Source organism: Chitinophaga niastensis, from assembly GCF_003014755.1.
Taxonomy (GTDB): Bacteria; Bacteroidota; Bacteroidia; order Chitinophagales; family Chitinophagaceae; genus Chitinophaga; species Chitinophaga niastensis.
Map to the genome: position 1 here is coordinate 470,748 of NZ_PYAW01000002.1, position 14,315 is coordinate 485,062.

Sequence of the window (14,315 nt, forward strand, 5' to 3'; positions counted from 1 at the left end):
TTTAATGATCTTTAGTGACATCCTATTTTACTATGTTCCAGTTTTTCTAAACTTGGCATTTCACTTGCTTTTTTCCCATCAAGCATTGCATCCCCTTTAGCTAAACGTTGTATGCCAAGGGCTGTTGCTTGTTTTTCTTCTGACATGCCATTAATTAAGTTACCTCTTCTTTTTTCACTACCTCTTCCTAAAAGCGTATTTTCTTCTATACCTCTTTGTTCTACACCACGAACGGCATCATAGTCTGTATTTACGGGTGTTATACGATGTAGCTCATCACCATCACCAAATCTTGCTCCATCAGTACCTTTATTATTGGAATGTCGATAGGCAACATTCGCCATTGTTTGATTATCTGATGCCCTTCCATGATAGTAAGTATTTCCATCTGAATCCTTTAAGAAATAATTCCAATCTAATCCAAAAAAGTCAATGCTAACGTTGGTATCTTTTACATAACTGTATAAATTATATACACCACTATTTAATCCAATAGGATCCTGACTGATAAATATCCCTTCCTGCGGACTATAATACCTGAACCGGTTATAATATAACCCTGTCTCCACATCTTCATATTGTCCCTGGTATCGGAATGGTACAAAATCCTTACTGCCATCCAACTTACGTACATTCCCATAAATATCCAGCTCTACACTCCATATCTTGTTGCCGCTTTCATCATAAGCTTCAGAGGGTGTTCCGAGATGATCTGTGATCACAGTATACTGTTGCTGGTTGGTTATTTTAGCTGTTAGTTTAAAAGTGTTATCCTCAAATACCCAGGTAATAAAACGCTGTGCTGGTACAGGTTCGGGATGACTTTGCTGTATTTCCCCTGACTCATTTATAAGAAATTTAGGTCTTTCTTTTTCAGGATAAGTCCATTCATGCAGGGGGGTATTACCATCCCATACAAAACGGGTTAGCTGGCTGTTGATACACTTTTCTGTTCTGCGTCCCAGGGCATCGTACTGAAATGTGATCGTTTTCTGATCCGGACGCCGTACTTCTTTTAGTAAACCATTGCTGAACCATTCGTATTCCCAGGTTTCGGGGAAAGATGACTGTGTTATTATTTTTTTAGTGAGATTTCCTTCTTCATCATAGATGAACCTTGCCTGATCTGTTTCCTGTAAACGACTACCTGCACTGTATTTACGATCCTTACGTGTTTGTGTTTTATAGAGATTACCAACTTTATCCGGTAATCTGTAATCATATTGACCATCCTCGTACTGTGCCCAGGCGAGGTTGCTAAAATCATCATGTCCGAATTTTACCATACCGCCATTAAGGCCATTTATCATTTGTTTGAGGCGGGAATTAACATCCCAGTGATATTGACGGCTACGGGTGGTTTTGCCATTGCTGGTAACAGTATGTGCGTCAGGAGTACCATTGGCTGATGAACCTGGATGGTAAGTCCAGCTGCTTTTTACGCCGTTAGATAACGTACGCTCTATTTCCAATCCTAACAGGTTGCGTTGAATGTATACTGTCCATGGATTCTCTGATCCGGCTATACTGGCTTTGATGCCAGTCAGATCGCCCATTTCATTCCACTGGGAATGAATATCGGCGCCGAGACTGCTTTGCAGTAATTTCCTGTGGCCTTCCTTATTGAACTGGCTGGTAACGGTATAGCCGTTCTGGGATTCAGTTATCACACGGCCCAATGCATCCCGTTCAATCTTAACAGTGCTGTTAAGATTGGATGCTTCCAATACTGCACCATTGCGATTATAACTGTACATTTCCCAATTGCCGTCATGATGTTCAATACGGGTTACCAGTCCATTGTTGTTATACTCAAAGCTGGTCCACTTACCGGCAGGGCGATGTACTTTTATCACCTTGCCGGCGCTATCGCGTTCGTAGTGTAGTGTGAGATTGTCAAATCGGGTTTCAGTGATGATATCGCCGTTAGCATTGCGGCTGAAGCGATACATTTCCCCATGTTCATTTACCAGGGTAGTGAGTTTTTCATCATTGTTATAGATGAAATGTGTTTTAGCGCCATTTTCCTCCCGCATTTTCATATTGCCTAGCGGAGTATAATTAAAACGTACCTGATGATGTTTATCCGTTGCTTCTACAACATCATTATAGGCATTATATTGTAGTTTTACGTGATTGCCATCAGGATGCCGTACATCTGTAACGCGTCCCAATGCATCATAACGAAAGGTCTGTTCTTCTTTCAGCGGATTGCTCAAATAGAGACACTGCCCCCAGGTATCATATTTCCAGGTAGTTTTGCCACCATCAGGGAGCGTTAGACTATTTAAATTGAAATCTTCGTCGTAGGTGAGCAGCGTTTCATTTTCCTGCTCATCTTCTATTTTGCTCAACAGATGTTGTTCATTGTAGCGGAAGATGCGTATGCTACCATCTGCTCCTGTCATTGTGTGTAAAAGTCCACTGTCTGCATGGTGAATATAAGTACGACTGTTTCCTTCTGCATCCGCAGACCTTACCAGTTTTCCGGCATCGTTATAAGAGGCACTGTTTTCTGAGCCATCTGGTAATACTACACTGGTTTGGTTTCCCATTTCATCATACGTATAGCCGGTAGCGTTACCTTCCGGATCTACCACCCGATACACTTCCATTTCTTCTGTATAGGTGAAGAACGTGGAGTTGCCCAATGGATCTTTGATTTGCGATACCACAAAATCAGGGGTATAGTAATAGGTGGTGGTATGTCCCTGTGAGTTGGTGATGCTGTTGAAACCCGCTTCCAGATGATATTCCAGGAAGCCTTCCAGCAAACCGCCGTCGCCCCGGGTGTGTGTGCATCTGTTTTTTTTGTCATATTCCCAATAGAAAGCCTGACCGTTGCGGTCTGTTTTCTTTACCATGAGATGATCACGGTATTGGATATACGTAGTTTGTTCCAGTGCATCTGTTATTTCACATAGGTCCCCTGCATCATTATAAGTGTAGCTTACCAGCAAACGTTGCTCGCCGCGATGCTGTGCGGTAACACGGGTAATCTTGCCGACAGGATCGCTGTTGATAAGCAGATGCCTGCCGGCACTATCAATGATCCGAAGCAAGTGCCCGGCTGCATTGTAGTGCAAACTGATCATAAAGCCTGCTTCATCATTGATGTTGATGAGCCGGTATTGTTCGTCCTGCGGATGTTGCTTACGGAAGGTGTGGGTTAGTCTGCTGTCGTAATTAAACAGCGTGTATTCGTCGGCGTGAGTGCGGGTCAGCGACAGTTTTTCATGGCGGTTGTAGTCACTGTTACCATTGTAAGGTAATGATTCAAATACGGCGCTGCGGCCATCTCCTAATAACACAACGGTGGCATCTTCCGCAGAAAATTCCTGTACGCGCATATCAAAACTCAGGTGGGTGCCATGTCCCAGCAGTCCTTTAAACGAACTATCACTATTCCAGGAGCGCTCCCATTTCAGGGGAATAGGACTAGGAAGCTCGAAGTCGATACCATCATAAATAACAATTCCCTGTATAAGATCTACCGGCTCAAATCCTTTCTTACAAAGGTATTTGCTGAGTTTATTGCTACCTAATTTTCCTTGCAGCGCGTGATTAAATTTGGTGGCCAGTTTCTTTCCCAACTTACCGAGTCCTTTCATGGCGGCACCAAAGCCGTATGACATCAGCAGATTGAGTAAAACACCTGCCCAGTCGGGAACAAAGGGGCCGCCCACCATTACCGGCCGGCCAAAGGAAAGCGGGATGGAATAAGAGGTAGGCAGATACAGACTAGGAATAGGAATGAATTTCTTGCCTGGGGTGAGTGATAAGGGCAGTCCAATATCATTACACGTCATCAGCATATGCCCGGCAGGACTCATCAGGTTGCCTTCTACTTTTACTTTCTTACTGCCAAAAAAATTAACAGAATCATGACCTATCATAGGAGCCATCAAAAAAGGGCCGCCCATCGGTATATGGAACAGGAATACCAGTTTCCCGCTGGTATCGCTCTTACCGCGCGGTACATGATTTATCTTGGTGGTGGCGCCTATAAACGGAACATAATCCATAGGATCTACTACCAGTCCAATGTACGGATGGGGTAAGGGCACGGGAAAACCTAACAGGATAACTATATGTATATCCAGACCTATTACTGGGGTGAAATGTTTGTTACTGACTAGCATCAGATATGGTTTGGGAGCCTAACGGCCGGGTACTAACAATTACTGGAAATTATACTGTGTATAAATATAAGCATTCCTTTTAAGTGATGGAATAGTAGAAAAAATGTATGTGATAGGATGCTGTTTTTTTAGCTGCCAGCTCCTGAATCATGAGTTGAAAGAAGGGCCGCTTCACTATTTAGTATTTCGATAAGTTCATTTAGTTTTTTAGTTTTTTTAAGCCTCAAAGGAGACTCCCAATCAAAGTTTTGCACAATCGTTATTCTAAAACTTCCTTTTAAAGAGAAGGAGGGAAACCAACCTACATCAAGAAGAATATTGTTTTTGTATTCCACTTGAAGCATATCTTCTTTCAGAAGATCAATTTGTTCTTTTAACGTTTTCTCTAAATCCAATTCACTTAATTCATTATAGGTAATAACCCCGTTTTTGAAATTAATATATTGATTAATTAGGTTCGACATTTGGTTAATTTTTTAAATTCTGCTTCAGTTATTGGATGGCCATGTATTGTATTGGCACTGTGTTCAACACGGACATACTTTGTTTCTTTTCCTTCAGATGCTCCAATGATATCATCAAAAGCAGCAACCTTCCAATCTTTACCATTGGTTACCGGAGTGCCAGTCTTCCAAACACCTCTTTCAAGTGCTTCTATATTAGTTTCGGGTGTATATTTTGCAGGACCGGTTTTGGTTGATTTTACAATATCATTCCATGATTTATCTTTTTGCGGAAAATGTTTGTAACCATGAGGTGTCCAATTAGGTTCTGCCTCAAGGCCCAAAGCATCTGTCCAGGAATTTGTGTCATGAACATACCCATACATCTGCATCCCCCCATTCAACCTAATGGGATCCTGACTCACAAACACTCCTTCCTGTGGGCTATAATACCTGAACCGGTTATAATATAGCCCGGTCTCCACGTCTTCATACTGTCCCTGATATCGGAATGGCACAAAATCCTTAGGACCCTCCAACTTACGCACATTCCCATAAATATCCAACTCTGCGCTCCATACTTTGTTGCCGCTTTCATCATAAGCTTCACAGGGTGTTCCGAGATGGTCTGTGATCACAGCATATTGTTGCTGGCTGGTTATTTTTGCTGCCAGTTTAAAGGTACTATCTTCAAACACCCAGGTAACAAGACTCTCCGCTGGTATAGGTTCCGGATGGCTTTGCTGAATTTCTCCTAACTCGTTTATGAAAATTTGTGGTCTTTCTTTTTCAGGATAAGTCCATTCATGCAGGGGGGTATTACCATTCCATACAAAACGGGTTAGCTGGCCATTGATGCACTTTTCTGTTCTGCGTCCCAGGGCATCGTACTGAAAGGTGATCGTTTTCTGATCCGGACGCCGTACTTCTTTTAGTAAACCATTGCTGAACCATTCGTATTCCCAGGTTTCGGGGAAAGATGATTGTGTTATTATTTTTTTAGTGAGATTTCCTTCTTCATCATAGATGAACCTTGCCTGCTCTGTTTCCTGTAAACGACTACCTGCACTGTATTTACGATCCTTGCGTGTTTGTGTTTTATAGAGATTACCAACTTTATCCGGTAACTTGTAATCATACTGACCATCTTCGTATTGTGCCCAGGCAAGATTACCAAAATCATCATGTCCGAATTTTACCATACCGCCATTAAGGCTATTTATCATTTGTTTGAGGCGGGAATTAACATCCCAGTGATATTGACGGCTACGGGTGATTTTACCATTGCTGGTAATGGTATGTGCATCAGGAGTACCATTGGCTGATGAACCTGGATGGTAAGTCCAGCTGCTTTTTACGCCGTTAGATAGCGTGCGCTCTATTTCTAACCCTAACAGGTTGCGTTGAATGTAGGCTGTCCACGGACTCTCTGATCCTGCTGCACTGGCTTTGATGCTGGTCAGATCCCCCATTTCATTCCATTGGGTACGAATATCAGCACCGAGGCTGCTTTGCAGTAATTCCCTGTAGCCTTCCTTATTGAACTGGCTGGTAACGGTATAGCCGTTCTGGGATTCTGTTATCACACGGCCCAATACATCCCGTTCAAATTTTACAGTGCTGTTAGGATTGGATGCTTCTACCACTGTACCATTGCGATTATAACTGTACATTTCCCAATTGCCGTCATGATGATCAATACGGGTTACCAGTCCATTGTTGTTGTACTCAAAGTTGGTCCACTTACCAGCAGGACGATGTACTTTTATCACCTTGCCGGTACTATCGCGTTCGTAGTGTAGTGTAAGATTGTCAAAGCCGGTTTCGGTGATGATATCGCCGTTAGCATTGCGCCCAAAGCGATACATTTCCCCATGCTCGTTTACTAAGGTAGTGAGTTGCTCATCATTGTTATAGATGAAATGTGTTTTAGCACCATTCTCTTCCCGCAGTTTCACACTACCCAGCGGTGTATAATCATAACGTACGTGTTGGTATTTGTCTTTAGCAGTTACTACATCATCGTAGGCATTGTACTGTAATTTTACGTGGTTGCCGTCTGGTGATCGCACGTCTGTAACCCGTCCCAGTGCATCATAACGAAAAGTCTGTTCTTCTTTCAGCGGATTACTCAGATGCAGACATTGTCCCCAGGTATCATATTCCCAGGTAGTTTTGCCGCCATCGGGGAGTGTCACACTATTTAAATTGAAGTCCCCATCATAGGTAAGTAGTGTTTCATTTTCCTGCTCATCTTCTATTTTGCTCAGCAGGTGTTGTTCATTGTAGCGGAAGATGCGTATGTTGCCATCTGCTCCTGTAACAGTGTGCAGTAATCCACTATCTGCATGATAAATATAAGTACGGCTATTTCCCTCGGCATCGGCAGCTTTCACCAACCTCCCGGTTTCGTTATAGGACGCACCAATTTCAGAGCCATCAGGCAATACTACGCTGGTTTGATTTCCCATTTCATCATACGTATAGCCGGTAGCATTACCTTCCGGATCTACTACACGATATACTTCCATTTCTTCTGTATAGGTGAAGAATATGGAGTTGCCCAATGGATCTTTGATTTGTGATACTACAAAATCAGGAGTATAGTAATAGGTGGTGGTAGCCTTCTGTGAGTTAGTAATGCTATTGAAACCCGCTTCCGGATGATATTCCAGGAATCCTTCCAACAGGCCGCCATCGCCCCACGTATGTGTGCAACGATTTTTTTTGTCGTATTCCCAATGGAAGGATTGACCGTTGCGGTCTGTTTTTTTTACCATGAGATGATCACGGTATTGGATATACGTAGTTTGCTGTAGTGCATCTGTTATCCCGCATACGTCACCGGCTTCATTGTAGGCGTAGCTTACCAGCAAACGTTGTTCACCGCGGTGCTGTGCAGTAACATGGGTGATCCTGCCGGTTGTATCACTGTTGATGAGCAGGTGACGGCCAGCACTGTCAATGATCCGCAGTAAGTGTCCTGCTGCATTGTAGTGCAGACTTACCATAAAGCCAGCTTCGTCACTGATACTGATCAGGCGAAATTGCTCATCCTGTGGATGTTGCTTACAGAACGTACGTGTTAGCCTGCTGTCGTAATCAAACAGCGTGTATTCATCGATGTGAGTGCGGGTCAGCGATAGCTTTTCATGGCGGTTGTAATCACTGTTGCCATTGTAAGGTAATGATTCAAATACGGCGCTACGGCCATCTTCTAACAACACAACGGTGGCATCTTCCAAAGAGAATTCCTGTACACGCATATCAAAATTCAGGTGGGTGCCATATCCCAGCAGTCCTTTAAACGAACTATCACTATTCCAGGAGCGCTCCCATTTCAGGGGGATAGGACCAGGAAGTTCAAAGTCGGAGCCATCATATATAACAATTCCCTGTATAAGATCTACCGGTTCAAAGCCTTTCTTACAGAGGTATTTACTGAGTTTATTGCTGCCTAATTTCCCCTTCAGCGCGTGATTAAATTTGGTGGCCAGTTTCTTTCCCAACTTACCAAGTCCCTTCATGGCGGCACCAAAGCCGTATGACATCAGCAGATTGAGTAAAACACCCGCCCAGTCGGGAACAAAGGGGCCGCCCACCATTACCGGCCGGCCAAAGGAAAGCGGGATGGAATAAGAGGTAGGCAGATACAGACTAGGAATAGGAATGAATTTCTTGCCTGGCGTGAGTGATAAGGGCAGTCCAATATCATTACACGTCATCAGCATATGCCCGGCAGGACTCATTAGGTTACCTTCTACTTTTACCTTCTTACTACCAAAAAAATTAACTGAATCATGACCTATCATAGGTGCCAGCAAAAATGGCCCTCCCATTGGTATATGAAACAGAAATACCAGTTTTCCACTGGTATCACTCTTACCGCGTGGTACGTGATTTACCCTGGTGGTGGCGCCTATAAACGGAACATAGTCCATAGGATCTACTACCAGTCCAATGTACGGATGGGGTAAGGGCACGGGAAAACCTAACAGGATAACTATATGTATATCCAGACCTATTACTGGGGTGAAATGTTTGTTACTGACTAACATCAGATATGGTTTGGGAGCCTAACGGCCGGGTACTAACAATTCCGGGAAACAATACTGTGTATAAATATAAGCATTCCTTTTTAAGTGAGGCAGGACTCTTTTCAACAATTTTTTTATTCACAGTTCTAATCATTGCCAACAGCTTTTAAATACATCTTTATGTATGTCCTTCATCCCGCAACAATAATCTATGTCAGCCGGATTTCGGTACCAGGTTCAGGAACCAGGGTAGGTATCTTCCAGCGGGCTATACTATTAATACGACTGATCACTTTGTTCAGCATTCCCAGCCACTCTTTGTCTGTGAAGAAAAACCCGTAGGTGAAAATAAAAATGATTTCAAAGCCGTAAATCATCATAAATATATAGATGCCTATGTGCAGCGCTATGCCGCATATAATTACTGGTAGCCTGGTTTTCCTGAACCAAACAAGTACCGGAAAGTACATTTCTATCAATAGTGTAAAGTAGGTAGTCATGGTAACCATGTACCCGTTTTTTACCAGCCAATCGTTCCATGGCGTGCCTTTGAAACGTGCGAGGCTCATAATATAATAGGTAGCCACTCCATTAAACCATACATCTGCATGGATCTTATGGAATGCCGACCAGAAGTAAACAATACAAAAGTGTATGGTCACTGCCCGCACTGCGAGATTGGAGGCGAGGTTGGAGAGGCGCTTCATTGTTTCATTTTTTATGCTGATGGCACGTATGCTGAAATATTGATAGCTGTCGGCAAAAACCATGTATAGCATAATGAATCGCATAAAGTTATCGCCGCCATTCAGCACAATATTGCACAGGCGTTGTATAGTTTCGTAAAACAGGAATAATATCAACGCAGTGAAATGTTTACCTACACCAAAGAGGTAGCCTACAATGATGATCAGGTACAGGGTAATAAATGCCTGGTAATGTGCCCTGATGAAAAAGCTTTTGATGCCCAGCAGTTCTGTTAGTACGGTGGGAGTGGGGTGAATGAACGACTGTGGCCCGTAGAGGATGTCCAGGTAAGGCCATTGGAAGATGATATTCTTTACCAGGTGTAAACAGATGAATATCCGGAATACGGCGAGGTAAAAAGAATAGTTATTCTTTTCTTCCATGCGGATCATATTTTTATATAGTGTCATAACGCATCATTTTTGCTGGTTAAATGATAGGTAGTCGCTCATGAAAACAGCTTCTTCTTTACGTGGGGTGGTATTGATATTATTTCTTTCTGAAAAACGGGGCAGCATAATGCGGGTCATGATCAGCCGTACGTCGTTGTTAGCAGTATCTATCTCATTTTCTTTAGCTACCAGTGAGCCATAGTTGCTGAGGGTAACAAATGCAGCACTGCCTTGTATATACTTTTTAATACTCAGTTCGCCGGTGCTGTCCAGGCCTGTTTTATTTTTTAGTTTATGTTGATAGGTCAGGTTTTCGTGCAGTTCTGAAGACATATCTGATATGCCGCTTACATTGCCGGAGATCACATAATCAAGTATTTCTTCATGCCAGTTGAAAGGTGCTTTTTTTTGTTTTTGTGTAGTGATATTTTCCAGCACTTCTACAACTTTTACCTGTTTTGTTTGCTTATTTCTGAACTCATAATAGAGTCTTTCGTCAAAGTCGGGTGGGGGCGCAAAGAAGCCCCAGCGTTGGAATAACCAGAACTGAAACGTTTGACTTTGCGGATATAATTTCAGATAGATAAAATTATCCGGCATGGTGAAAACAAACGTCATCGCAAAGTAGGCGATGAATGTCACAAAGATGACAGGACGCAAGTATTTCATATTAAAAACTTTTGGGGTTATCAGGTGATGGTTATCGGGATGGTTGCCATCACGGTAGTGAGCTATCAACTTCCGGTCATCATGTCAGGCAGTATGACTATCAGATCATCCCCTTGTGCAGCAACTATCCGATAGTCCTGCCCAATGGAATGGGTATCTGGTCATCTTGTTACGTAGATCGACTGAAAGCTGATAGCTGTCACTTTGTACTTAATCGAGTCTGCTCATTTTACTATCAATTTGCTGTTGAGCATCCAGGAGTCCGGGACCGCTAATAGGAACAGGAGTATAGATGATGTCAGCTGTTGGATAATCCAGTATCGCAGTGCGTAATGCGGTAAACCGGATGATGTAAATAGTAGGCCGCACAATAAGTGTGGTAGGATATGGTGTAAGAGCGTTTGCTGCATCGGTGCCTGGTATAGCAGCCTGCAGCATGTTGGCATGGATAACTTTTCCTTTGCCTAATAATCCCGTTTTACTGGAATGTGTGAAACTTGAGAGTGTAACAACAGTTACGGCTAAACATACCACGATGGCTGTTTTAGCATTGAAGATGCTTTTCATGATTTACAATTTTTGAGGTTTATTAAATAAAAAAATCAACAATGGTATAATTGCTTGTGATGCAATCTTTGGTAATAGTATTTGTTTTGGGTAAATGTATAATGCTCCGGTTTGCTACGGGAACTGATGGGGGCAAACCGTTACCGGCTCTGACAAGTGGCTTGTATTATATTTTCAGGGTTAAGAAAAATTATTTTGATGAGAACAAAGTTGCAGATTAAATTTTTCTCCGCCTATAGCGTGGGTGTTTAATTTATTCCTAATTTTAGGGTACTGAATTGTTTGTAATTTTTCAACGTTGATTGTTTGTGGAACCAAAGTTGACCTCAAAAAAAGTTGAACCCCATGATAGCAGATATTATCAGAAAGCTGCGTATGGAACGTAATCTCACGCAGGAGTACATTGCGCATGAACTGGACATTTCGCAGAATGCCTATTGCAAAATTGAAAACGGACAGGTAAACATAACGGTTGACCGGCTGGAAAAAATTGCCGCAATTCTTGAAACGCCGTTGGCAGTGCTGTTTCAGGATGTTGATCCGCCGGTTACGGAAACCGTTGTATGGCAGGAAATGAAAAACGTAATTATTTTATTGCAGGATGAACTGCATGCCAAACAAAAAATTGTGGATGGCCTGATGGATGTTATCCATGAGCTGCATACCCGGAATTTGCATAGCTGACGCTTTAAAACAAATAGCTATACTGTCAGTGCGGGCAGGCCTTCATATTGTACCTGCGCAATCACAGCTGCATCATCCGGCTTTACTTTGCGAACAGAGTTAACAGGCCAGTAATCCAGTTGAGCGGCAGGTAATTCGTATTGCAACAACTCGCGTATATCCGTATCCGTTAGTTGTTCATTTAGCCATGCTGTTGCCAGTTCGTTAGTAAGTATCATAGGCATTCTGCCGGCATTGTCGCCGCCATTATGGATCTGCGCCATCAGCGGATTAGCGCTGCGCGTAAGCAGGGCGAAAGTAGGGATACGTTCAGGTTTATCTGCGTCCCAGGAATTGGACAGCGCCCATAATCCCGCAATAAAAAAGATGTCCTGTTCTTTGGCTTTTATATAGTAAGCTACTTTATTTTTCCATCCCGGAATTTGCCGGTATTCAAAAAAACCGGTGGCCGGAATCAGGCAGCGTTGGTGCCGGATAGCATTCCACAGTGTACCATTTTCCAGTACTTTCTCACTGCGGGCATTTAAAAACAGCTGTCGTTGCTTTTTTACTTTTTCCGCTGTATTCAACATCTTCGGAATAGGGCCCCAGGTGTACTTCTCCAGCTGCAGCCCATTGTTGTTAACAATCACCGGCCATTGCGGATAAGACATACCTATTTTATGATAAGTACTATCAAAATGGATGTCCAGGTTACCGGCAGATCTGAGTTGCGGCAGGTATTTAAAAATGCTCTCTATGCTGGTGGTAAAGGCGATATCGTAACACATAATTTGTTAATCATATTCTATATCTGATAAAGGTACTTTTATTTCTTCATGCCCGTATTTCAATGTAAAATACAGTTCGCCGTAGTGCAAAAATAGTTCAGCAGTTACTTCTTCTGAACGATCCGGTTTCCATTTGGTCTTTAGAGAAATATACCTCCTCATCGCCGGATCCATATACAAGGGTGGGTCCCATTCTTCCTGCTGCAATAATGCTGCATATACTTTATAGCCTGAAAGCTGTGCTGCTGCTACATAAAGTTTGGCTATTTCTTCTGTGTGCTGCGCCTGATAAATATATTTCCTGTGATCAAACCGGATATGCTGAAAATGCTGATTGGCTTCTCCGATATCTTTATAGGGGGTAATCAGGAATATTTCTTTTATATGCGTATCTGTATGATCTCTTCCCGCCGGATAACTCTGACGAACAAATAATGTAAAGCCATTCTCCAGCAACGCGTTTACCAGCGCGGCGGATAATAATGCCAAAGGATTGTGCATAACTGTCTGTTTCACTATTTACGCATGTCCACAATCACTGCCGTTACTACACCCCATACCTGGAAGTCTGCATCTTCTGCTATTACTATCGGTTTATAAAAGGCATTTTCCGGGTGTAATACCCAGTTACGCCCGGCTTTTACCAACCGCTTTACGGTATAGTCGCCATTTAGCGCGGCTACTATTATATCGCCCGTAGAAGGCCGGATAGAGCGGTCCACCACCGCCATACAGCCATCCGGTATATTGGCTTCAATCATACTGTCACCTTTTACCTTAACAACAAAGGTGGTGGCGGGATTAGGCTGCAGGATCCGGGAGAGATCAATTTCTTCTTCCTCGTAATCCAATGCAGGTGAGGGAAACCCTGCGGGGATGGTGGTGTTAAAGAATGGCAGGGCTATGTTCATCTCACTTAACTTCAATGCTTCCATACAACTATCGCTTTAGTGAATACTAATAATATTAGCAAAATAAAGCTAAAATTATTAGTTAAAAAAATAGATTAACAGATCATTTACAAAAGATAAAATCCGCCGGGAATGCGGGCTTTAGCTAAATAGCAGCAGATCAGTGAGATGCAGGATTTTACTGCTAAAACAGGCGCAGGAAGGTTTTTTTCAGATGAGATAAGTATGCAGTTTACTGCGGTGGATTTGCAAGTGGCGTGGTTTGTATATTTCAACGGATATAGGCGCGTTTATTTGTCGGAGGAAAAAGCACAATAGATAGCACTAATAGAAATAATTGTATACTTTAATGAGCAGTTTTTTTAATCGGTTTTTAATCCCGTTTGATATGGCAAAAGGTAGTCTTTATCTTCGCAAAGCGTTTAAAGAAATGCAAAAAGAAACTTCCCCCCAAAGCCCGCGTGGAATACATTGTTAACCCAATGTTATTCCTTATTTATTCACATTTACTTTGCATTCCCTGTTTTCTTCCTCCTGACATTTGCCGGGTATTATATACTTGTGAAAATAATTGTACACCTCAGTTAACACCCAAAATCTTATGAGCAAGCAAATCAATGCGCTGATATTCTTATGCGTGGCATGTTTTACCTTTTTCTATCCTCACGGAACTTTTGCTAAGGTGCGATCAAAAAAGATCGCTATCAATACTGAAAATGATGCGGGAATATTTGTAAACGGTAAACTGGTCAACCATACCTCCATGGAAATAAAGGTGCCCGCTTACGCACAGGTAAATATCCGCGTTGAAAAAGCGGGCTTCATTACACAGGAAAGAAACTATATCAATGATGGCACCCACGCTTTACCAGCCACAGATTATATCAAACTGGAAAAAGAGGATGCCTGTGAAAACTTCATCGCTTAAAGTCGCTTCCACTGCAAAGCAGATT

At 42.6% G+C, this 14,315-nt stretch carries 11 protein-coding genes; 2 read left to right on the forward strand and 9 right to left on the reverse strand.

All coding sequences use genetic code 11. The features are described 5' to 3' along the window. Positions 1-11: 11 nt before the first annotated feature. The 6 genes from CLV51_RS10520 to CLV51_RS10545 all read right to left on the reverse strand — a co-directional run bounded on the left by CLV51_RS10520 (position 12) and on the right by CLV51_RS10545 (position 10,997). Positions 12-4,142: an RHS repeat-associated core domain-containing protein gene (locus CLV51_RS10520; RefSeq protein WP_106527990.1), complete on the reverse strand. Its 4,131-nt coding sequence runs from the start codon at positions 4,140-4,142 to the stop codon at positions 12-14. Positions 4,143-4,270: 128 nt separating this feature from the next. Beyond that, positions 4,271-4,606, reverse strand: a complete 336-nt coding sequence (locus CLV51_RS10525) for a hypothetical protein (RefSeq protein ID WP_106527991.1) — start codon at positions 4,604-4,606, stop codon at positions 4,271-4,273. Next, positions 4,594-8,643 carry an RHS repeat-associated core domain-containing protein gene (locus CLV51_RS10530; protein WP_106527992.1) on the reverse strand — a complete coding sequence of 1,350 codons (4,050 nt, stop codon included), beginning with the start codon at positions 8,641-8,643 and terminating at the stop codon, positions 4,594-4,596. The genes CLV51_RS10525 and CLV51_RS10530 overlap by 13 nt, the downstream gene beginning before the upstream one ends. Positions 8,644-8,831: 188 nt before the next feature. Then, entirely contained in the window at positions 8,832-9,779 is a 948-nt protein-coding gene (locus CLV51_RS10535) for a hypothetical protein (RefSeq protein ID WP_106527993.1), read from the reverse strand. Positions 9,780-9,785: 6 nt separating this feature from the next. After that, a complete protein-coding gene (locus tag CLV51_RS10540; protein ID WP_106527994.1) occupies positions 9,786-10,430 on the reverse strand; it encodes a hypothetical protein in 645 nt (214 codons plus the stop codon). A gap of 210 nt (positions 10,431-10,640) precedes the next feature. Continuing rightward, positions 10,641-10,997: a hypothetical protein gene (locus CLV51_RS10545; RefSeq protein WP_106527995.1), complete on the reverse strand. Its 357-nt coding sequence runs from the start codon at positions 10,995-10,997 to the stop codon at positions 10,641-10,643. A gap of 345 nt (positions 10,998-11,342) precedes the next feature. Here CLV51_RS10545 and CLV51_RS10550 point away from each other — a divergent pair, with 345 nt between their 5' ends. Continuing rightward, the gene (locus tag CLV51_RS10550) at positions 11,343-11,681 is read left to right on the forward strand and encodes a helix-turn-helix domain-containing protein (protein ID WP_106527996.1); all 339 of its coding nucleotides are present in this window, start codon (positions 11,343-11,345) and stop codon (positions 11,679-11,681) included. 17 nt (positions 11,682-11,698) lie between these two features. Here CLV51_RS10550 and CLV51_RS10555 read toward each other — a convergent pair whose 3' ends face one another. The 3 genes from CLV51_RS10555 to CLV51_RS10565 are packed head-to-tail and all read right to left on the reverse strand — an operon-like array spanning position 11,699 to position 13,386. Continuing rightward, a complete protein-coding gene (locus CLV51_RS10555) occupies positions 11,699-12,451 on the reverse strand; it encodes an SOS response-associated peptidase (protein ID WP_106527997.1) in 753 nt (250 codons plus the stop codon). Positions 12,452-12,457: 6 nt separating this feature from the next. After that, positions 12,458-12,952, reverse strand: a complete 495-nt coding sequence (locus CLV51_RS10560; protein ID WP_106527998.1) for a hypothetical protein — start codon at positions 12,950-12,952, stop codon at positions 12,458-12,460. A gap of 14 nt (positions 12,953-12,966) precedes the next feature. Beyond that, entirely contained in the window at positions 12,967-13,386 is a 420-nt protein-coding gene (locus tag CLV51_RS10565) for a LexA family protein (RefSeq protein ID WP_245898677.1), read from the reverse strand. A 577-nt stretch (positions 13,387-13,963) separates the two neighbouring features. Here CLV51_RS10565 and CLV51_RS10570 point away from each other — a divergent pair. Continuing rightward, positions 13,964-14,290: a hypothetical protein gene (locus tag CLV51_RS10570; protein WP_106527999.1), complete on the forward strand. Its 327-nt coding sequence runs from the start codon at positions 13,964-13,966 to the stop codon at positions 14,288-14,290. Positions 14,291-14,315: the final 25 nt, after the last annotated feature.

Coding starts and splice junctions, on each gene's coding strand:
- CLV51_RS10520 (WP_106527990.1), bottom strand. CDS start 4,142: ATGCTAGTCAGTAACAAACATTTCACCCCAGTAATAGGTCTGGATATA.
- CLV51_RS10560 (WP_106527998.1), bottom strand. CDS start 12,952: ATGCACAATCCTTTGGCATTATTATCCGCCGCGCTGGTAAACGCGTTG.
- CLV51_RS10525 (WP_106527991.1), bottom strand. CDS start 4,606: ATGTCGAACCTAATTAATCAATATATTAATTTCAAAAACGGGGTTATT.
- CLV51_RS10550 (WP_106527996.1), top strand. CDS start 11,343: ATGATAGCAGATATTATCAGAAAGCTGCGTATGGAACGTAATCTCACG.
- CLV51_RS10545 (WP_106527995.1), bottom strand. CDS start 10,997: ATGAAAAGCATCTTCAATGCTAAAACAGCCATCGTGGTATGTTTAGCC.
- CLV51_RS10565 (WP_245898677.1), bottom strand. CDS start 13,386: ATGGAAGCATTGAAGTTAAGTGAGATGAACATAGCCCTGCCATTCTTT.
- CLV51_RS10535 (WP_106527993.1), bottom strand. CDS start 9,779: ATGACACTATATAAAAATATGATCCGCATGGAAGAAAAGAATAACTAT.
- CLV51_RS10540 (WP_106527994.1), bottom strand. CDS start 10,430: ATGAAATACTTGCGTCCTGTCATCTTTGTGACATTCATCGCCTACTTT.
- CLV51_RS10555 (WP_106527997.1), bottom strand. CDS start 12,451: ATGTGTTACGATATCGCCTTTACCACCAGCATAGAGAGCATTTTTAAA.
- CLV51_RS10570 (WP_106527999.1), top strand. CDS start 13,964: ATGAGCAAGCAAATCAATGCGCTGATATTCTTATGCGTGGCATGTTTT.
- CLV51_RS10530 (WP_106527992.1), bottom strand. CDS start 8,643: ATGTTAGTCAGTAACAAACATTTCACCCCAGTAATAGGTCTGGATATA.